The sequence below is a fragment of the Paraburkholderia translucens genome (assembly GCF_020881035.1).
Classification (GTDB): Bacteria; Pseudomonadota; Gammaproteobacteria; order Burkholderiales; family Burkholderiaceae; genus Paraburkholderia; species Paraburkholderia translucens.
In genome coordinates this window covers 125,528-145,076 of the sequence record NZ_JAJITC010000001.1, presented here as the reverse complement: position 1 = coordinate 145,076, position 19,549 = coordinate 125,528, and the positions used below count along the sequence as shown (strand labels likewise).

The window sequence follows — 19,549 nt, the reverse complement described above, 5'->3', positions numbered from 1 at the left end:
CGTGCGGTCAGCCTTTCGCCCACTGCGTCTGCCTAGCCCTTCGCCGTATTCCCGGCGCCGCGCGCCCCCCCGCCGATGCTCTGTCCGGCATCGTGCGCGAGCCCGATATAGCCGACCACGGACAGCAGCGTCAGCACGCCGGCGAACAGGAACGCGAGGCGGAAGTCGTCGAGCGTGAACACGTGGCCGCTCGTCTCGCCATTGAACAATGCCGCGATGCGCAGCGACACCGCGCCGTACGCGATGCCGAGACCGATCGTCATTTGCATGGCCGCGCTCCACAACGTGCTGGCCGCGCTCATCTGCGGCTGCGGGATGTCGGCGTAGGCGAGGGTCGCGAGCGTCGAAAACTGCATCGAGCGCGTGACCCCGTACACGAATACGACGATCAGGACGACGGCGAGGGGGACGTCGGGTGTCAGCAGTCCGCACGCGATGATGAAAATGCCGGCCGCCGCCACGTCGACGATCGACACCATCCGGAAGCCGTAGCGCTGCAGGATGCGCGTGGTCAGCGCCTTCATGCCGAGGTTGCCGACCGCGCTCGCGAGCAGCAGCAGACCCGAGCGGAACGCCGACAGACCAAAGCCGACCTGGAACAGCAGCGGCATGAGATAAGGCACCGCGCCGATGCCGATGCGCGTGAACGACCCCGTAATGACCGTCACCGAGAACGTGGGCACCTTCAGCGTCGATACGTCGACGAGCGGATGCGAATGGTGCTTCGCGTGCAGGAACGCGATCGCGCCGGCTACCAGGCCGCCCGCCACGAGCGCGACCGCGAGCCACGGATTCGCCTCAGGCTGGCTCGCCAGTTCCGCGCCGTACAGGATCGCGGTGAGCGCGACGCCGCTCAGCAGCAGACCGACGACATCGAGCGGCTTGCGTTCGGTACCGCGCAGGTTCGGCACGATGGCGAGCGCGACGGCGATGGCCGCGAGGCCGAACGGCACGTTCAGCAGGAAAATCCAGCGCCACGACGCGTACGTCGTGATGAAGCCGCCGATCGGCGGGCCGACCACCGGCGCGGCGATGGCGGGCCACGTGATGGTCGAGATCGCCTGCATCAAGCGGGCTTTTTCGGTGCTGCGGACCACGATCAGGCGGCCGACCGGCACCATCATCGCGCCGCCGATGCCTTGCAGCAGCCGCGCGGCCGTGAACTCAGGCACGTCCTGCGACAGCCCGCACAGCACCGAAGCCACCGTGAACACGCCGATCGCGCTGACGAACACGGTGCGCGCGCCGCAGCGGTCGGCGACCCAGCCGCTCGCCGGGATGAAGATCGCGAGCGCCAGCATGTAGGCGGTCATGCCGAGGCTCAGGCTGTTCGGGCCGACGCCGAAAGAATGCGCCATCTGCGGCAGCGCGGTGGCGATCACCGTGGTGTCGAGGTACTCCATGAAGAAGGTGGCCGCGACGATGTACGGCAGCCAGCCCACGTGCGCGTTGCGGATACCGCTGCTGCTCATCGCGCGATCTCCCGTGCCGCGCGCAAGGGCGCGAAAAGTCCATTGACGGCCCGGCGCGAAGCGCGCGAAGAGTGTGACTTCATGGTGTTTGCGACTGCCTTTCGATTGCGTTTCGTGTGTCTGCCGGCATCCGCGAGAACGGGCCGGCGCAGGGGCCGGGGCGGCCAACCCTGAATCCTAGCGCAATAAAGGGCCGCATATCGCGGCAGCGCTCAGCGCGCCGCGGGCCGTGCCTCAGTCCTTCGCCGCGTACTCCTTGTCCAGCCGGTCATACAGCGGCTTGTTGACGAGCCGCTGGCGCTCGCTGAACGGCGCGACGATCGTCGCGTCCTCGTCGAGGCGGCCGTTGCTTTGCAACGTGCCGAGCGCGCGCTGCATGCCGAGCACCGCGCCTTGCAGCGCCGCGTTCGCATACAGCACGATGCCGTAGCCGAGTTTCGCGAGTGCGTCGCGCGATTGCACCGGCGTTTTGCCGCCGATCACGATGTTGATCAGCTGCGGCACGTCGAACAGTCCGGGCAGGCGCTCGATGTCGGCCAGCGATTCGGTCGCCTCGATAAACAGGATGTCGGCGCCCGCCTCGATGAAGCGATGGCCGCGCTCGATCGCGTCCTCGATGCCGTGGACCGCCGCCGCGTCGGTGCGCGCCATGATCTGCAGGTTCGCGTCTTCGCGCGCGTCGACCGCCGCGCGGATCTTGCCGACCATCTCGCTCGCCGCGACGACTTCCTTGCCCGAGAAGTGGCCGCATTTCTTCGGCATCACCTGGTCTTCGAACTGGATCACGTCGGCGCCGCTGCGCTCTAGCACGCGCACGGTCTGGCGCACGTTCAGCGCATTGCCGAAGCCCGTGTCGGCATCGACGATCAGCGGCAGCGCGACCGCGTCGCGGATGCGCGCGGTGTGCTCGGCGACTTCCGCGAGGCCGATAAAGCCGAGGTCGGGCAGGCCGAGCGACATGTTGGTGACGCCCGCGCCGGTGATATAGACCGCCTCGAAGCCGGCGTCTTCGATCACGCGCGCGCTCATCGCATTGAATGCGCCGGGCACGAGCAGGCCCTGGCGCTGGTTGACCTTGGCGCGGAAGGCTACGCGGCGGGTGGCGGAAGTGGTGGTCATGATGCGGGTCTCCAGAAGGGAATTCGGTAGTGGAACGCGGGCGACATTTTGCAGGAAGCGTGCCATTGCCTGGTGTTTCGCGGCGCGCGCCTGTGGAACAAGGGTTTGCGCGAAATGGGCCTGGCGGGGAGGTTCGTGGCACAATCGCTGAAACGTTTCATGAAACGTTTCTCGAAACGTTTCGATGAGGGAGAGCCGCGGTGTCCACGTTCACGCCATTCGTCACGATCCCGAGTCCCACGGTCGATGCTGGCCGCCCCGGGGTCGCACTCGTCAGTATCAGCCGGCTGCAATCGCTTTGCGAGGCGGTGGCGCCGCGCTATGCCGGCCGGGCGAAATTCTTCACGGTGCGGGAGGGTTACGGCGCGGCGGTCGCCGCGCTGCAAGCCTATGTGGACGCGGGTTCGGTCGATGTCGTGCTGTCCGCCGGCTCGAACGGCGCGTATCTGCGCGAAAACCTCAGCGTGCCGGTCGTGATGGTCAAGGTGAACGGCTTCGACGTGTTGAGCGCGATCACGCGCGCCACCGCCGCGTGGCCGCAAGCGCGGATCGGACTGGTGCTGCATGAAGCGATCGCGCAGGAACTGGCCGACCTGGGCCCGCTGCTGAACGTCGATCTGCGGCAACGCGCGTACCGTTCGATCGACGAAGTGCGGCTCGCGGTCGATCAGCTCGCCGCGCAAGGCTGCCGCGTCGTCGTCGGGGCGGGCATGGCCTGCGATCTGGCGCAACAGGCCGGCATGGACAGCGTGTTCCTGTACTCGCTCGCCGCGGTGGAAGAAGCGTTCGAGCGCTCGGTCGAACTGGCGCGTGTGAGCCGCGAGAAGGAATCGAAGCGGGGACGCCTGAATACGATCGTCGCGCATCTGCGCGACGGCGTCGCCGCGTTCGACGAAGCGGGCCAGCTCGAAGCCGTCAACCCGGCGATGCTCGACCTGCTCGGTCTCGGCGCCGCGCAGGCGTTCCCGAAGGACGACGAGGACACCCCCGCGCGGGTCGCGCGCGCGCTCGGGCCGCTGTTGCGAGAGACGCGCGCCGCCGGGCAGGCGGTCGACGAACGCATCGAACAGCTCGGCGGCCGTGCGCTGATCGTCAACTGCGTGCCGATCGTCGAGCAGGGCACGCGCTCGGGTTTCGTCGTGACCGCGCAGGATGCGCTCGTCGCGCAACGGATCGACCGTTCGCTGCGCACCAGCCAGCGACCGAGGCATCTGGTCGCGCGGCACCGGCTCGACGATCTGATCGGCGATTCGGGGGCGCTCGAGCGCGTGCGCCGGCTCGCGCGCGCGGGCGCCGCGCATGACGCGACCGTGCTTCTGACGGGCGAAAGCGGCACCGGCAAGGAACTGGTCGCGCAGGGCATCCACAACGCGAGCCGGCGGCGCGGCAATCCGTTCGTCGCGTTCAACTGCGCGGCGCTGCCCGAGGGGCTGATCGAAAGCGAGCTGTTCGGGCACGAGGAGGGGGCGTTCACCGGCGCGCGTCGCGGTGGCAAGCCGGGGCTGTTTGAAATCGCCCATACCGGCACAATCTTTCTCGATGAAATCGGCGAAATGCCGGCGGCGCTGCAAAGCCGGCTGTTGCGCGTGCTGCAGGAACGCGAGGTGATGAAGCTCGGCGCGGGCCGTGCCACACCGGTCGATGTGCGCGTGATCGCCGCGACGCACCGCGACCTGCATGCGCTCGTCGAGCAGGGCGCGTTTCGCGCGGACCTGTATTTCCGGCTGAATCTGCTTCAGATAAAATTGCCGCCCCTGCGCGAACGCCGCGCCGACATCGCGCCGCTGGCGCGGCATCTGCTCGAGCGCAGCGCGCTGCAGTACGGTCTGCCGCCGGCGGCGCTCGAACGGGTGCTCGCGTTTCTCGATCCGCTTTTCGAGAACTATGCGTGGCCTGGCAACGTCCGCGAACTGGAAAATCTGCTCGCGCGCGCGGCTATCCATGTCGGTGAGGTGACTGGCGACCTGTCCGGGAACTTGCCCGCCAACGCCTTGCCAGACTGGCAGGCGGTGTTTCCCGAATTCGCGCGAATTGGACCACGCGGCGTCGAGCGGCTGACTCCCGCGCCGCAGGACGCGCCGTCCAGCCGCACGGCGCCCCGCGCCACGCCAACCCGCGAGGACGCGCTGCACGCCCTCGAGCGATCGGGCGGCAACCGAGCGGCCGCGAGCCGCGCGCTCGGCATCGGCCGAACCACGCTGTGGCGGCTTCTGAAAGGCTGAACGCCCCGCCTGGAAACGCGATAGTTCTAACCGGAAAAACAGATAGGGTCAGACTATTGAAGTCATTGACACAATCCGCTTTACCTATTAGGTCCAGTCTGAGATACTGACACCACTTTCCAACCACCCAGAGAGAGGATTCAGCAAATGCCGATCATCAACAGTCAAGTCAAACCGTTCAAGGCGCAGGCTTACCACAATGGCGACTTCAAGACCGTCACTGAAGAAGACCTGAAGGGCAAGTGGTCGGTTTTCGTGTTCTATCCGGCCGACTTCACGTTCGTGTGCCCGACTGAACTGGGCGACCTGGCCGATCGTTACGAAGAGTTCCAGAAGCTCGGCGTGGAAATCTACAGCGTGTCGACCGATACGCACTTCACGCACAAGGCCTGGCACGACACGTCGGACACGATCCAGAAGATCAAGTACCCGATGCTGGCTGACCCGACGCTCGCTATCTCGCGCAACTTCGACGTGCTGATCGAAGAAGAAGGCCTCGCGCTGCGCGGCACGTTCGTGATCAACCCGGAAGGCGAAATCAAGGTGTGCGAAATCCACGACAACGGCATTGGCCGTGACGCTGGCGAACTGCTGCGCAAGGTTCAGGCTGCGCAATACATCGCGAAGCATCCGGGTGAAGTGTGCCCCGCCAAGTGGACGCCGGGCGCAGAAACGCTGACCCCGTCGCTCGACCTGATCGGCAAGATCTAAGGTCCATGCAGCGCCCGCTGCATTCGTAGTCTGCAGTTCCCGGGTCCTCCCGGCGCATCACCGCGCGAACCGCCTGATACGGCGCTTCGCGTGTCCCCGGGCTGTACACGTCCTATCCGGATGCGTGCGGAGCCGGGGCACCCCATCCCACGCTACGGAATCGCAAAGCCATGCTTGACGCCAATCTCAAGACGCAACTGAAGTCGTACCTCGAAAAAGTTAGCAGGCCTATTGAGCTGATCGCCTCGGTCGACGACAGCGCCAAGTCCCAGGAGCTGCTCGCCCTGCTGAACGATATCGCGACGTTGTCGGAGCGTGTCACGGTGATCGAGCGTCGCGGCGACAGCGAGCGCAAGCCTTCGTTTTCGATCGGCGAGGCGGGCAAGGACACCGGCATCCGTTTCGCCGGCATTCCGATGGGGCATGAATTCACGTCGCTCGTCCTCGCGTTGCTGCAGGTCGGCGGCCATCCGGTCAAACTCGACGATGCGGTGATCGAACAGATCCGCAGCCTCGACGGCGACTATCGATTCGAAACGTATTTCTCGCTGTCGTGCCAGAACTGCCCGGAAGTCGTGCAGGCGCTGAACGTGATGGCGTTGATCAATCCGCGCATCCGTCACGTCGCGATCGACGGCGCGTTGTTCCAGAACGAAGTCGAAGCGCGCCAGATCATGGCGGTACCGACGATGTTCCTGAATGGCGACGTGTTCGGCCAGGGCCGCAGCGGCGTGAAGGAAATCCTCGCCAAGCTCGATACCAACGCGGGTGAGCGCGCCGCGAAGGAACTGGCGAAGAAGCCGGTGTTCGATACGCTGATCGTCGGCGGCGGCCCGGCGGGCGCGGCGGCCGCGATCTACTCGGCGCGCAAGGGCATTGCGACGGGCGTGGTGGCCGAGCGTTTCGGCGGCCAGGTGCTCGATACGCTCGCGATCGAAAACTTCGTCTCCGTGACGGAAACCGAAGGGCCGAAGTTCGCGACCGCGCTCGAACAGCACGTGAAGGCCTATGACGTCGACATCATGGACGTGCAGCGCGCCGAGGCGCTGATTCCGGGGCGCATCAACGAAGTGCGTCTGGCCAACGGCGCGGTGCTGAAGGCGAAGACGATCATTCTCGCGACCGGCGCGCGCTGGCGCGAAATCAACGTGCCGGGCGAGCGCGAGTATCGCAATCATGGCGTCGCGTACTGCCCGCACTGCGACGGCCCGCTGTTCAAGGGCAAGCGCGTCGCGGTGATCGGCGGCGGCAACTCAGGCGTCGAGGCGGCGATCGACCTCGCGGGTCTCGTGCGCGAAGTGACGCTGCTCGAATTCGGCGCGGCGCTGCGCGCCGACGAAGTGCTGCAACGCAAGCTGCGCAGCCTGCCGAACGTAACGGTCGTCACCCAGGCGCAGACCACGGAAATCACCGGCGATGGCAAGAAGGTCAACGGTCTGGTCTACAAGGACCTGGCTTCGGGCGAAGTGAAGAAGGTCGAACTCGAAGGCGTGTTCGTGCAGATCGGTCTCGTGCCGAACACCGAGTGGCTGAAGGGCACGGTCGAGCTGTCGAAGCATGGCGAAATCGTCGTCGATGCGCGCGGCGCGACCTCGGTGCCGGGCGTGTTCGCCGCCGGCGACGTGACCACGGTGCCGTTCAAGCAGATCGTGATCGCGGTGGGCGAGGGCGCGAAGGCATCGCTGTCGGCGTTCGATCACCTGATTCGGAACAGCGAAGAAGTCGCGGCCGTCAGCGAAGCGGAAGCCGAGGCAACAGTTTGATTCGATAGTTCAGAGACCCAAACGGCGGCCCGCGGGCCGCCGTTTGAGTTTGCGCATGCAACAAGGCCCGCATTCGTGCGGGCCTTTGTCGTTAGAGCGCGGTACGTGGCAAGCGCAGCGCTTATGCCCACAATGCCGAGGTTTCGATATTGCGCAGGTCGAACACGAGCACTTCCGCGTCGCGGCCCTGCGTGAACGTCAGCGCCTCTTCGCCCCGCACCCGCGCGCCGTCACCCTCGCTTAGCTCGACGCCATTCACCGTGACGCTGCCGCGCGCCACATGAACATAGGCATAGCGGTCCTTCGCGAGTTCGAGCCGCGCGGTTTCGTCGCCATCGAACAGACCGGCATAGACGCGCGCATCCTGTTGCAGTTGCAGCGAACCATTCGCGCCGTCCGGCGACAGCACGAGCCGCAGCACGCCGCGCTTGTCGGCCGCGCCGAAGTGCTGTTGCTGATAGCGCGGCTTCGTGCCTTGCTGGGCCGGTGCGATCCAGATCTGCAGGAAGTGCACCGGCTCGCTCTTCGAATGGTTGAATTCGCTGTGCGCCACACCGGTGCCCGCGCTCATCAACTGGATGTCGCCGGGCACGATCACCGAGCCCGTGCCCATCGTGTCCTTGTGTTCGAGCGCGCCTTCGAGCACGTACGAAAAGATCTCCATGTCGCGATGCGGATGCTTGCCGAAGCCCTGCGCGGGCGCCACGCGGTCGTCGTTGATCACGAGCAGGTCGGAGAAGCCGTTCTGCGCCTTGTCGTAATAGTTCGCGAAAGAAAACGTATGACGCGAGCTGAGCCAGCCGTGTTCCGCGCGGCCACGTTGGTTGGCGTGTCTGATTTCGAGCATGCTGTTTTCTCCTTGAGTTTTGTCGCGTGATCCGGGCCAGTTGTTTGGCTGCGATCCATGAACGACAGTGTAGGTCAATCTGGATCGGTATAATCACGACCAAACCGGAAACACTGTCGCTGTGGAGTGGACAATCGATGCAACTCGATGACATGCGGATCTTCGTGGCGACCGTCGACGCCCACAATTTCACCGCCGCGGCGAACCGGCTGTCGCTGTCGAAGCAGTTCGTGAGCCGCCGGGTGATGGCGCTCGAGGAAGCGCTCGGTGTCCAACTGCTGATCCGCAATACGCGCAAGCTGGCGGTGACCGATCTGGGGCAGGAATTCTACGAGCGCGCCAAGCGCATTCTCGGCGAGGTCGAGGACGCCGAGCAGGCCATGTCGCTGCGCCGCGCCGGGCCGCGTGGGCTGCTACGCGTGAGCGCGCCGATGTCGTTCGGCATGACGCATCTGTCGCCGCTCGTCGCGGCGTTTCTGCGCGAGCATCGCGAGGTGCGCTTCGACATGGAGTTGAGCGACCGCGCGGTCGACGTGATCGGCGAGGGCTTCGACATGGCGATCCGCATCGGCACGCTGGCGGACTCGTCGCTGATCGCGCAGAAGCTGATCGACGTGAGGATGCTCACGTGCAGCAGCCCAGGCTATCTGCGGCGGCGCGGCACGCCAGCCGTGCCGGCCGATCTCGCGAAGCATGACTGCCTGCTGTATGGTCACGGTGGCGCGGTAAGCTGGGAGTTCAGCATTGACGGCGCGGTGAAGAGCGTCGAGGTGCACGGGCCGTTGCGAGCCAATAACGGCGATCTGATTCGCGATGCGGCGGTCGCGGGACTCGGAATCGTTCGGCTGCCGGATTTCATCGTCGCCGATGCGCTGGCAAGCGGCCAGCTCGTGCCCGTGCTCGAAGCGTTCCTGCCGACGGCGACGGGCGTCTATGCGGTGTACCCGCAGCATCGGCAAAGCTCGACGACGATCCGGGCATTCGTCGAGTTTTTGCGTAAGCATCTGAAGAAGCGGTTGCTGGCTTCACGCCAGACCTGAAGCCGCTCCGCCCGCGCCCGACGGCGAAACCCCGTCAACCGTCGCGGAAGATGAAGCTATACGCGCTCAGCGCGGGCACGCCGCCCAGGTGGGCATGCAGCACCCGCGGGCCGGCCGGAAATTCGCCGTTGCGGACCTTGTCGATCATGCCGTGCATCGATTTGCCTTCGTACACCGGATCGGTCAGCATGCCTTCGAGCCGCCCGCACAACCGGATCGCCTCTAGCGTGCCGTCGTTCGGCAGACCGTATTGCGGGCCGCCGTAACGCTCGTCGAGCACGATGTCCTTCGGCCGCTCGTTCATGGTGCTGAAGGACATCCTCTCGACCACGAAATCCCCGCTGTGAGCCGCGCGGCCGGCGCCGAAAACGCGCATGCTGTCATAAATGCCGCGCTCGCCCGACCAAGCTTCGGCGCACCCGCGTGCCGCGCAAGCAGCCGCGCGCCGCACGCGGGTGAGCGTCGGCACTTTTCCGGAGCGACCATCATGACTCGCAACATAGGGCAGTTCTTTACGTCGTTGCACGACACCTCGAAACGCTCGCGCGCAGCTGCGTTGTCGTTGCTGCTCGGCGCCGGTGCGCTCGGCTTGATGCTCGCGCAAGGCGTCGCGTTAGCGGCGGAGAACGCCGTCGTGATCGCGCCGCCCGCGCTCGACGAACCGATCGCGGCCAGCACCGCGCACGAGGAAACAGCGGTGTTCGCGGGCGGCTGCTTCTGGGGCGTGCAAGGCGTGTTTCAGCATGTGCGCGGCGTCACGCGCGCGGTGTCCGGCTACTCGGGCGGCTCACGCGAGACCGCCCAGTACGAGACCGTCAGCGGCGGCCAGACGGGGCACGCCGAATCGGTGCAAGTCACGTTCGATCCCGGCAAGGTCACGTACGGCCAGTTGCTCCAGGTGTATTTCTCGGTGGTTCAGGACCCGACCGAGCTGAATCGCCAGGGCCCCGACATTGGCACGCAATACCGCTCCGCGATCTTTCCGCTGAACGAGGCGCAGCGGCGCGTCGCGCAAAGCTACATTGCGCAGCTCGACAAGTCGCACGTGTTCCCCGCGCCGATCGTCACCAGGACGGAACCGTACAAGGGCTTCTATCCGGCCGAGTCGTATCACCAGAACTATCTGACGCTGCATCCCGATTCGGCCTATATCGTGTTCAATGACATGCCGAAAATCGCCAATCTGAAGCGCCTGTTCCCCACCCTGTATCGCGATAAGCCGGTGCTCGTGGAAGCCAGGCAATAACCCCCGGACGGCGCCGCGAGGCAGCGCCGCCGTCCCGCCCGACCCGGTCTCCGTGACTCTTTCCGCCGCTGCCGTCATCAATCCTCCACAGACTTGGCGCATATCTTGCGACCTGATGAGCCGTTGCTCATTGCCTGCGCCGCAGCGTGGCCGCGCGGGCTCCGCGGGCTCGCCACGCCGCGTGCGCATCGCAAAGCCCGCGGCGATGACTGGAAAAATTACACGCCGTAAGTAGCAGTGCGGCGGTCGTCCTGGCTTTTGGGTCCGCCGTGGACCCCGGGCGAGAACCCAACCTCTTCGCGACGAGCGGAATCGGAGGCTTCTGGTGTCGAATAGCCGTAGAAAGAAGCGGGGCGCCATGCCTCGCCATCAACAAACCGGCATCGCGGCGAGTTGGCTCGCCGCCGCGTCCTTGGGCGTGATGGCCTGCGTGCCGGGCGTGGCCTTCGCTCAAACGCCTTCGCCGCTCGGCGAATGGCAATACTCGGCGGGTGTTCCACTGCAGAAGATGTGGCAGCCGAATCTTCCCGACTGGCAAGTGCGCCTCGGCGTGGCCGCCTCGTTCCAGCCGCGCTTCGAGGGCTCCGACCGCTATCACGTAGTGGCCGGCCCCAGCATCGACGTGCGTTACAAAGATCTGTTCTTTCTGTCGAGCGGCGAAGGCTTCGGCGTGAATTTCGTCCAGGGCGAGAACTGGCGCATGAGTCTCGCCGCGGTCTACGACCTTGGGCGACGCGCCCAGGACGATCCCCAGGAACTCAACGGCCTCGGCAACATCAACCCCGCGCCGGGTCTGAAACTCTCGGGCGAGTACGTCGTGTCGAGGAATTTTCCGCTCGTGTTGCGCGCCGATATCCGCCGCTATTTCGGCGGATCGAACGGCTGGATCGGCGATCTCGGCGCCTATATGCCTATGCCGGGGAGCACCGAGCGGTTCTTCTGGTTCGCCGGCCCGAACGTGGTGTTCGCGGACTCCGATTACATGAACAGCTGGTTCGGCGTCAATCAGGAGCAGGCGGCGCACTCGCAGTATCCGAAATATCACGCGAGCGCGGGCTTCAAGTCGGTGGGCTTCGGCGTCAGCTTGGTCTGGCTGTTCAGCAAGCACTGGTTCGCGACCGCCGACGGCGCGTTCGAGCAGCTCGTCGGCAGCGCGGGCAACAGTCCGATCACCCGCAGCCGGGCGACCGGCGTCGCGGACGTGTCGATCAACTATCGGTTCTGAAGGCAGCGACGCTGCCATCACACGGCGACGCCGTGGTTTGCGCTGTGCATGCAGCCTTGGACGCGTATGCGCCGCAGCCCGCGCGCCCGCGATCGACATTCCGCGGATCGACTTGACCCGGCAAACCCGCTTAGACTTGAGGTTTGCCTGGTCGTCCGGCGCGTCCAGCGCCCTGCGGACGACCGCTACAACAGGCCCCCAGAGGCCGCTATCAAGGACCCGCCATGTTCGACCACATTCCCGCCTATCCGGGCGACCCGATTCTGAGCCTGAACGAAGACTTCCAGCTGGACCCCCGGCCGAACAAGGTCAACCTGAGCATCGGCATCTATTTCGACGACGCCGGCAAGCTGCCGGTGATCGACGCGGTACGCCGCGCCGAAACCGCGCTGCTCGACGCCATCGGCCCGCGCTCGTATCTGCCGATGGCCGGTCTGCCGCTCTATCGCGACACCGCGCAGGCGCTCGTGTTCGGCGCGAACAGCGCGGCGCGCGCCGAAGGCCGGATCGCGACGCTGCAAACGCTCGGCGGCTCGGGCGCGCTGAAAGTCGGGGCCGATTTCCTCAAGCGCTATTTCCCCGGCTCGCAGATGTGGATCAGCGACCCGAGCTGGGAAAACCATCGCGTCATCTTCGAAGGCGCGGGACTCACGGTCAACACGTATCCGTACTACGACGCGCAAACGGGCGGCCTGCGTTTCGCCGAGATGCTCGCCGCGATCGACGCGCTCCCGGAAAAGAGCGTCGTGCTGTTGCACGCGTGCTGCCATAACCCGACCGGTGTCGATCTGAGCCCGGCGCAATGGGCGGAACTGGTGCCGGTTTTGCAGCGCCGCAAGCTGATCGCGTTCGTCGACATGGCCTACCAGGGTTTCGGCGCGGGCCTCGAAGAAGACGCCGCACCCGTGCGCCTGCTCGCCGACGCGAACGTGCCGCTGATGGTCGCGAACTCGTTCTCGAAGAATTTCTCGCTGTACGGCGAGCGCGTCGGCGCGTTGAGCGTCGTCTGCAAGAGCGCCGACGAAGCCGCGCGCGTGGCCGGTCAGCTGATGTCGGCGGTGCGCGCGAACTACAGCAATCCGCCCACGCACGGCGCGCGCCTCGTCGCCAACGTGCTCGCCGACGCGACGCTGCGCGCGTCGTGGGAAGCCGAACTCGGCACGATGCGCGAGCGTATCCTGGCGATGCGCAACGTGATCCACGCGGGGCTCGAGGGACGCGTCGATGAAGTGATGCGCGCGCGCTATGTCGCGCAGCGCGGCATGTTCACCTACACGGGCCTGTCCGAAAGCCAGGTCGAGCGTCTGCGCAACGAGTACGCGGTATACGTGCTGCGCTCGGGACGCATGTGCGTCGCGGGGCTGAACGCGCGCAACGCAGACTATGTCGCGTCGTCGATTGCGGCGGTAGTGTCGGGCGCCTGAGATCGTCCGGCGGTCCGGCCGCTGTCGCCGTACCCGGTGAACACCGATGGGCGGCGCGCACTCGATGCGCTGGTGCGGCGGCTCGATCGGATCGATGCGAGCTACCGGCAGTGATCGAAGCCTCGCGGCAGTCAACGGAGCAACAGGTAAGGACTCAGGCAATGAAAGCAGCGATCTATGGCGCCGGCGCGATCGGCGGATGGATAGGAGTGAAGCTCGCGCAGGCGGGGCACGAGGTGAGCGTGGTCGCGCGCGGCGCGACGCTCGACGCTGTACGCCAGCATGGTCTGCGGCTGATCGAAGGCGGCGTGATTTACGCCGAGCAGGTGAAGGCAAGCGACAAGCCAGCCGAACTCGGCGTCCAGGAGCTCGTCGTGATCGCGGTGAAGGGGCCGGCGATGCCGGAGGTAGCTGCGCATATCAAGCCGCTGCTCGGCCCGCAAACCGTCGTGCTGACGGCGATGAACGGCGTGCCGTGGTGGTTCTGCGACGGCCTCGGCGGAGAGCTGGCGGGCCAGCGCCTGAAGACGATCGATGCCGACGGCGCCATTGCCGCCGCGATCCCAACTGCGCAGACGGTCGGCTGCGTCGTGCATGCAAGCTGCCTGACCGATGCGCCCGGTGTGATCCGGCATCACCAGGGCAACGGGCTGATCGTCGGCGAGGCGTCGGGCAAGCCGAGCGAGCGCGTCGAGCTGCTCGCCGCGCTGTTGCAGGCGGCGGGCTTCCATGCAACGCCCTCGGCGCAGATCCAGCGCGACGTCTGGTTCAAGCTGTGGGGCAACATGACGATGAACCCGATCAGCGCGATCACCGGCGCGACGACCGACCGGATCCTCGGCGACGAACTCGTGCGCGGCTTCGTCACCCACGTCATGCTGGAGGCGAAGGAAATCGGCGCGCGCTTTGGCATCCCGATCGAACAGGCGCCAGACGACCGTCACGCGGTCACGCTGAAGCTCGGTGCGATGAAGACTTCGATGCTGCAGGACGTGCAGGCTGGCAAGGCGGTCGAACTCGATGCGTTGGTGGGTGCGGTGCGCGAACTGGGGCAGCTCACGCGCGTGCCGACGCCCTATACGGATGCGTTGCTCGGGCTTGCGCGGCTGCATGCGAGTACGTTGGGGTTGTATCCGAAGCAGTGAGGTCGTGGGGCGGGAAATTGCGGTGGAAGTATGCCCCGGCGCTTGCACTCGCCTGGGGCGTCCATGAAATGACATTCCTATACGGAGACTTCACGACAACGATCGCGACTGAACGAGCAGAAGTCGCAGCAGAACGAAGCAGGTGGCGTTGTGACGACTCGCCCCAACGGACCGATCGCTGAGTAGAAAGGCCCGCTTCGGCTGCGGGCCTGCTCTGTATCCAACGGCTGACTCTGTGTGATTACAGATCAATGAATCGCAGCCACAGGTCCTGGTTCGCAAGGCGGATTTCGATATCGTTCGCCACCTTGACGTGCGCACTTTCATCCTGTTTCCGTTGCTCCATCTGACCTCTTCTGTTCTTCAGAACACACCCGACGAATTAACCATGTAATGTATTTGTCGTCGTCACTCTGGTCGGTTTTTTGGGGCAGGGATCTGTATCACCCCGGAATGCGGAAGATAGTCGGAATAGGCTTGCTTCGCTCGTCCGGCATCAGCGTCATATCGGTAAATAATGTATCGCTCGGGAGACTCGTTCCGCCCGCTATTGGGTATCAGTACGACTAGCCCTTTCGGATCGAGATAGACAGAGGCTGGGCGCTCGCGCTCGGCGAAATCGACACGCTCCCATCGCCCTGCTTTCGTGTTGTAGCGGATCGCAACGCCCTGGAGATAGTTGGATGTAAATTCGCCAGATATCACGAATACGCGCTCCGTTGAACCGATACATGCCACCTGTATTTCATCGCCTCGCGATTGATCCTCGTCCCCCGCATATAGACGCACTGGCTCGGTGCTGTCCTTGCTAAGATAGAAAACAGCCGTGCTATCTATAGGATGATCGCGCAGCAATGCGAGCGTATGACTTTGATCGCTCCCGAGTTCGCAGCGCGTAACCGTTTCCATTCCAATCGCGGACTGCACATCGGCGACGTAGCTAATACATAGGACCGCAATAAAAACGGCTATTCTCATTTCACCATGTCCCGAAGGGGCTGCATTGACTCGGGATCGGCGCTCAGACTGTCCGCGCACTCTTTGATCTTCTTATAGTAGACGCCGTTAGACAGGCCGCGATAGAGTTTATACGCGGCATCAACTGAATGCGTCTTGTCTATCCAGTATTGCATGTACTCTGTTCCTAATCCGATGTTTGTTGCATCGTCAGCAAGTTGAGAGGAAGCATGTACCGCTGCAGCCTCCGCGAACAACTGGTGCGTTTGCGCGTCGCTCGGCATATGGCCCAAGGTCTTTTGTGCTCTATATTTATAGACCTGTTGCACCGCGCCTTTCGTCATCTGCATCAAGCCTTTTGCAGTGCTACCGGCAGGCGAAGCGCTAGAGTCAAAGCGTGATTCCATATAAATTTGGCAAATTATCAAATTGTCATCGAGAGTCGATTTGTTGTTCGCTCGTACCAACTGCCGAATCTCGCGTAGACGTGCCGAACCGTCGATCTGCACCGTCACCGGTGTGGCATCCGATTTCGGAGTAAGTTTCGCGTTGTGCTTCTTGATTACCTTGCGCGTCACGGTCATAGATATTTGTCCCACTCTGGATCGATCGGGGCGTGTTCTTCAAAAACGTGGAGCGTCACGCCTTCGTCTTGTCCGCCTGATACTTTAACGGTTCGGCCCTGTGCGTCTGTTCTGTGTTCGACACTTCTTCCGTTTTCGCTGATGATTCGATACGGAATATCCTGCAAAGGCGTTCCGGTGCTTTGGTCAGTCAACCGGAAATGTTGGTCGAAACTCTTCTCTGAGCGTCCGCGACAATCACACGCCCATGCGTAGCCTAGGGCCTCGGCCATTCGGTACCCGTTTGAATACGACCGAAGCCTGTCAAACGGAAACCATTCGCCGGTTTCGGCGTTCAGTGCCTTTGCGGATGGCATTGGCGGGAACTTGGAGTAGATTGAATAAGTGATACGGCAAAGGTCGCACTCTTCCTTGTCCACAGTTTCATTCTGTTTCCGTTGTTCCATCTGACCTCTTCTGTTCTTTCAGAACACACCCGACGAATTAACCATGTAAGGCGCGACACGGTCAACGACATTAAATTGAGATAAAACTGTCGCGACAGATTTTCACAATTGCTCTACCTATCTCAATTTATGGTGCATTTTTCTACTGTCACCGCCCGAAAAAAAAGCGGCATTGAGCCGCTTTTCCGTAAGTGATCGACGCCGGTTAGTGCTGTGTCCATGAAGCGTCCATCGCCGCCAGCTTTGCGTTCACGCCTTGCGCAGCGTTAGAGAGAAGGGCTGCCGCGTTCTCCGGTGTCAACTGGCGGTTCGTAAGCCCCTTCGCGTCGAGCGCAAGCATCGTGAACAGTTCCTGATCGCATCGATTGGTCTGCTGGTAGTTCTGGCCGACCTGGATCATGAGCTCCAGCAGGTCTCGGTCGCCGGCAACCAGCGCTTCCGCTGGCGGCCGGTTCGTACTACGCTTGGTCGTGGCCATGGCGTAAGCCCTCCCGCGGGCAGGTTGACGAACTGGACATTCATCAACTTACACCACGGCCACCCTATCCTTGAGCACTCTTCCTGCCTTCAGACTTTCTGCACTCTCTCGGAACACTACCGAAACGGACCCGAAGCAACCTTTAGTCGCGTGGTCGTTCCAAAGGCAGGTCGACCTCATCTTTTCTGGCTGATATCGAGCGCTCGAATTGCCCCGCAGGGATGTGTGGAAAATAAGCGTCAACGCTAACGTTTGCGTCAAGAAACATATTGCAAGACTAATTGCCGATTTCTTACAATTCGGGCTCTTCTGCGGCAGGGAGCGTTCTTTGTCGCACCGAACCAGGGTCTAGTCCTGATGTGCGACCCGTGAAAATAAGAACCTAAAATCAAGTGAATAGCCGCGAACATCCCGACGCATTGCCGCTGACCAGCGAGCGAGCCTTAGAGACGTCAGCCCGCGCTACGTCCACCCGAAACCACTCACGGTGGTACTTGCCGGTAAAAATCAAATTTGCGCTGGCGTGCGTTTTCGCTGCGATCTGGAGCGCGCTCTCTTTTTATTTGGGTCAGCGCTGGCTGACGGAGATGAGTAACGTATTCGGCGCGGTCTGGGCTTATCTGATCCTGTTTGGCATCGCGATCGTGCCGGGTTTCATGAACGCGTTCCAGATGTCGAGCCTGCTGATGGATCGCCGGCCGGTATTGCGCGAAACGAACGAACCGTTGCCCGGCATCAGCGTGCTGGTGGCGGCGTACAACGAAGAAGCCAACATCGCGCAAACGATCGAAAGTATCGCCAGGCAGGCATACGCCGGCGCGCTACAGGTCATCGTGATCAATGATGGTTCTTCTGACGGCACCGCTGCAGAGCTCGATCGCCTCGACTATCCGTGGCTCGAAGTTGTCCATCTTCCGAAGAACATGGGTAAGGCGCGCGCGCTCAACGAGGGCTTGAAGCGTGTGCGTCACACGCTGACCGTCACGGTGGACGGCGACTCCTACCTGTATCGCAATGCGCTGCAAAACCTCACGCGCCGCTACGTGAACGATCCGCCGAACACGAGGGCGGTCGCGGGCGCCGTGCTCGTGCGCAATTCGCGCGCCAATCTCGTCACGCGGATCCAGGAGTGGGACTACTTCCACGGCATCGCTGCCACGAAGCGGATTCAGAGTCTCTATCAGGGCACACTCGTCGCGCAGGGCGCTTTCTCCGTGTACGACACGGACGTGCTGCGTCAAGTCGGCGGCTGGCCTCACTCGGTCGGCGAAGACATCGTGCTGACATGGGCCATCCTGAAAGCTGGCTATCGCGTCGGCTTCGCGGAAAACGCCTGTCTGTTCACGAATGCACCCACGACGTTGCGGCAGTTCATCCGGCAGCGCCAGCGATGGTCTCGCGGCCTCATGGAGGCCTTCAAGGAGCATTGGCAGTTGCTATTCAAGCCGCGCATGACCACGGTATTCATCTGGTGGAATCTGCTGTTTCCGTACATGGATGTGGTCTACACGTTCGCCTTCGTCCCGGGAATGGTGTTGGCACTGTTCGGCATTTACTGGATCGCGGGGCCGATGACACTGCTTGTCCTTCCCATGGCGATAGTCATCAACGGAATCATGTTCCGGATTCAGTCCGGCATGTTCACCGAGCAGGGCCTGAAAGTACGCCGCAATTGGCTGGGCTTCATCTACTACAGCCTGTTCTATGGACTTATTCTGCAGCCCGCCTGTGTGGTCGGGTATGTGCAGGAGTTCATCACACGCAGCAAGCGCTGGGGCACCAAGTAACCCGATAACGCGCAATCACGAAAGGAATCCCCTCATGCATTCAACTTGCTGCGCGGACGTGCGCTTGCCCCGGCGCGCGCTCGCTGCCTTCGTCATGCTTGCGATCAGCGCGCTCGCGCCTGCGCACGCCCAATCTCATGATGGACCGGGCGCGTACGGCGCGCTGATCGGCGACATCCTCTACAGCAACGACAGCGACCACTTCCACGAAGAACGGGGAAACCTCGGCTATCTATTCGCCAACGGCTGGGGATTGGGCGCAAGCCTCACCCATTACAGCGCGCCCGACTTTGCAGCCACAGGGCGCGGTGGGTACGGGTTATATCGCCAGCATAACGCACAGCAGACCACAGACGCACGGCTTGGCGTGATGGACACCGATGGTCACACGACGGTGACGGGCGCATTGGACTACATGCGGCACATCACATCCAGCACGGGGCTAGGCGTGAGCGCCGAGCGTGATGTAGTGGACTCGATAGTCGGCATCGAGAAGGGACTCACCTACAACAGCCTGATGCTCGTGCTCGAACAACAGTTCACGCCGCGTTTCAATGTCGGGGCCGTGGCTGGTGTGCTCCGGTTCTCGGATGACAACACGCGCCCGATCCTGCGCACGCGATGGAACTATGAACTGGTGGCGAACAGCGGACTGAACGCGTATATCAAGACCCGGACGTACTCCGATAGCAACCCCAATCAAGGCAATTACTACTCTCCGCGCTGGCTGAATGAGTATTCGGGTGGTCTCTCGTGGCGGACCGCGCTCAGCGACAAGATGGTGTTTTTCGTAAGCGCCGACGCCGGGCGTCAGAATACGCCGGGTGCGGCAGACAACATCTGGGGCGTGCGTGGTGGCCTGCAGAATCACCGCAGCCGGACCGTGCAGTGGCAGATCGCCGTTGAAACGACCAACAACCGTGCGTCCGGCTTCATGGTCGGCGGCACGGGATATCGGTACACAAGCGTGACGGGGCGACTGCTGTTTCCGCTCAACTGAGCGTCTGCGCAGTCGCGGCGCAGAGGTACTTCGAGTCCGCGCGGACCTCTTCGCTCGCACCGACGCCGGCGCGGTCGAGCATT

18 protein-coding genes and 1 pseudogene are annotated in these 19,549 nt (G+C 63.3%); 10 read left to right on the top strand and 9 right to left on the bottom strand.

Annotated features, from left to right (window positions below; all coding sequences use genetic code 11):
- Nucleotides 1-32 precede the first annotated feature (32 nt).
- Together LJ655_RS00630 and LJ655_RS00625 are read right to left on the bottom strand one after the other, a co-directional pair.
- The gene (locus LJ655_RS00630; RefSeq protein ID WP_230559328.1) at nucleotides 33-1,472 is read right to left on the bottom strand and encodes an MFS transporter; all 1,440 of its coding nucleotides are present in this window, start codon (nucleotides 1,470-1,472) and stop codon (nucleotides 33-35) included.
- A 234-nt stretch (nucleotides 1,473-1,706) separates the two neighbouring features.
- Entirely contained in the window at nucleotides 1,707-2,591 is an 885-nt protein-coding gene (locus LJ655_RS00625; protein WP_230559327.1) for an isocitrate lyase/PEP mutase family protein, read from the bottom strand.
- A 200-nt stretch (nucleotides 2,592-2,791) separates the two neighbouring features.
- On the opposite strand from LJ655_RS00625, the gene prpR reads away from it, so the two are divergent.
- From prpR to ahpF, 3 genes are all read left to right on the top strand, one after another.
- Nucleotides 2,792-4,813, top strand: coding sequence for a propionate catabolism operon regulatory protein PrpR (gene prpR / locus LJ655_RS00620; RefSeq protein ID WP_230559326.1), 2,022 nt, complete (start codon nucleotides 2,792-2,794; stop codon nucleotides 4,811-4,813).
- Between the two features lie 147 nt (nucleotides 4,814-4,960).
- Complete coding sequence (gene ahpC, locus LJ655_RS00615; protein WP_230559325.1) at nucleotides 4,961-5,524, top strand: alkyl hydroperoxide reductase subunit C; 564 nt, start codon at nucleotides 4,961-4,963, stop codon at nucleotides 5,522-5,524.
- Nucleotides 5,525-5,694: 170 nt separating this feature from the next.
- On the top strand, nucleotides 5,695-7,287 hold the full coding sequence (gene ahpF, locus LJ655_RS00610) for an alkyl hydroperoxide reductase subunit F (RefSeq protein ID WP_230559324.1): 1,593 nt from the start codon (nucleotides 5,695-5,697) through the stop codon (nucleotides 7,285-7,287).
- Between the two features lie 121 nt (nucleotides 7,288-7,408).
- On the opposite strand, the gene LJ655_RS00605 is transcribed toward ahpF, so the two are convergent.
- Nucleotides 7,409-8,134, bottom strand: a complete 726-nt coding sequence (locus LJ655_RS00605) for a pirin family protein (RefSeq protein ID WP_230559323.1) — start codon at nucleotides 8,132-8,134, stop codon at nucleotides 7,409-7,411.
- Nucleotides 8,135-8,271: 137 nt separating this feature from the next.
- Here LJ655_RS00605 and LJ655_RS00600 point away from each other — a divergent pair, with 137 nt between their 5' ends.
- The gene (locus tag LJ655_RS00600) at nucleotides 8,272-9,174 is read left to right on the top strand and encodes a LysR family transcriptional regulator (RefSeq protein ID WP_230559322.1); all 903 of its coding nucleotides are present in this window, start codon (nucleotides 8,272-8,274) and stop codon (nucleotides 9,172-9,174) included.
- Nucleotides 9,175-9,208: 34 nt separating this feature from the next.
- Here the strand turns inward: LJ655_RS00600 and LJ655_RS00595 are convergent.
- Nucleotides 9,209-9,463: pseudogene (locus tag LJ655_RS00595) on the bottom strand (1-aminocyclopropane-1-carboxylate deaminase); the annotation flags it as partial.
- Nucleotides 9,464-9,661: 198 nt separating this feature from the next.
- Here LJ655_RS00595 and msrA point away from each other — a divergent pair.
- The 4 genes from msrA (at nucleotide 9,662) to LJ655_RS00575 (ending at nucleotide 14,214) form a co-directional block, all read left to right on the top strand.
- Nucleotides 9,662-10,420, top strand: coding sequence for a peptide-methionine (S)-S-oxide reductase MsrA (gene msrA / locus LJ655_RS00590; RefSeq protein WP_230559321.1), 759 nt, complete (start codon nucleotides 9,662-9,664; stop codon nucleotides 10,418-10,420).
- 325 nt (nucleotides 10,421-10,745) lie between these two features.
- Nucleotides 10,746-11,645 (top strand): MipA/OmpV family protein, encoded by a 900-nt coding sequence (locus tag LJ655_RS00585; RefSeq protein ID WP_230559320.1) that lies wholly within the window; start codon nucleotides 10,746-10,748, stop codon nucleotides 11,643-11,645.
- Between the two features lie 224 nt (nucleotides 11,646-11,869).
- The gene (locus LJ655_RS00580) at nucleotides 11,870-13,069 is read left to right on the top strand and encodes an amino acid aminotransferase (RefSeq protein WP_230559319.1); all 1,200 of its coding nucleotides are present in this window, start codon (nucleotides 11,870-11,872) and stop codon (nucleotides 13,067-13,069) included.
- Between the two features lie 161 nt (nucleotides 13,070-13,230).
- A complete protein-coding gene (locus LJ655_RS00575) occupies nucleotides 13,231-14,214 on the top strand; it encodes a 2-dehydropantoate 2-reductase (RefSeq protein WP_230559318.1) in 984 nt (327 codons plus the stop codon).
- Nucleotides 14,215-14,455: 241 nt separating this feature from the next.
- On the opposite strand, the gene LJ655_RS00570 is transcribed toward LJ655_RS00575, so the two are convergent.
- The 5 genes from LJ655_RS00570 to LJ655_RS00550 all read right to left on the bottom strand — a co-directional run bounded on the left by LJ655_RS00570 (nucleotide 14,456) and on the right by LJ655_RS00550 (nucleotide 16,679).
- Nucleotides 14,456-14,560 (bottom strand): immunity 52 family protein, encoded by a 105-nt coding sequence (locus LJ655_RS00570; protein ID WP_230559317.1) that lies wholly within the window; start codon nucleotides 14,558-14,560, stop codon nucleotides 14,456-14,458.
- 62 nt (nucleotides 14,561-14,622) lie between these two features.
- Nucleotides 14,623-15,192 carry a hypothetical protein gene (locus tag LJ655_RS00565; RefSeq protein WP_230559316.1) on the bottom strand — a complete coding sequence of 190 codons (570 nt, stop codon included), beginning with the start codon at nucleotides 15,190-15,192 and terminating at the stop codon, nucleotides 14,623-14,625.
- On the bottom strand, nucleotides 15,189-15,755 hold the full coding sequence (locus LJ655_RS00560; RefSeq protein ID WP_230559315.1) for a transglycosylase SLT domain-containing protein: 567 nt from the start codon (nucleotides 15,753-15,755) through the stop codon (nucleotides 15,189-15,191). The genes LJ655_RS00565 and LJ655_RS00560 overlap by 4 nt, the downstream gene beginning before the upstream one ends.
- A complete protein-coding gene (locus LJ655_RS00555; protein ID WP_230559314.1) occupies nucleotides 15,752-16,201 on the bottom strand; it encodes a hypothetical protein in 450 nt (149 codons plus the stop codon). Before LJ655_RS00555 ends, LJ655_RS00560 begins: the two co-directional genes overlap by 4 nt.
- Before the next feature lie 205 nt (nucleotides 16,202-16,406).
- Nucleotides 16,407-16,679, bottom strand: a complete 273-nt coding sequence (locus LJ655_RS00550; RefSeq protein WP_230559313.1) for a hypothetical protein — start codon at nucleotides 16,677-16,679, stop codon at nucleotides 16,407-16,409.
- A 587-nt stretch (nucleotides 16,680-17,266) separates the two neighbouring features.
- On the opposite strand from LJ655_RS00550, the gene LJ655_RS00545 reads away from it, so the two are divergent.
- Both LJ655_RS00545 and LJ655_RS00540 read left to right on the top strand, forming a co-directional pair.
- On the top strand, nucleotides 17,267-18,466 hold the full coding sequence (locus LJ655_RS00545; protein WP_230559312.1) for a glycosyltransferase family 2 protein: 1,200 nt from the start codon (nucleotides 17,267-17,269) through the stop codon (nucleotides 18,464-18,466).
- 94 nt (nucleotides 18,467-18,560) lie between these two features.
- Nucleotides 18,561-19,466: a hypothetical protein gene (locus LJ655_RS00540; RefSeq protein WP_230559311.1), complete on the top strand. Its 906-nt coding sequence runs from the start codon at nucleotides 18,561-18,563 to the stop codon at nucleotides 19,464-19,466.
- The last annotated feature ends 83 nt before the right edge of the window (nucleotides 19,467-19,549 follow it).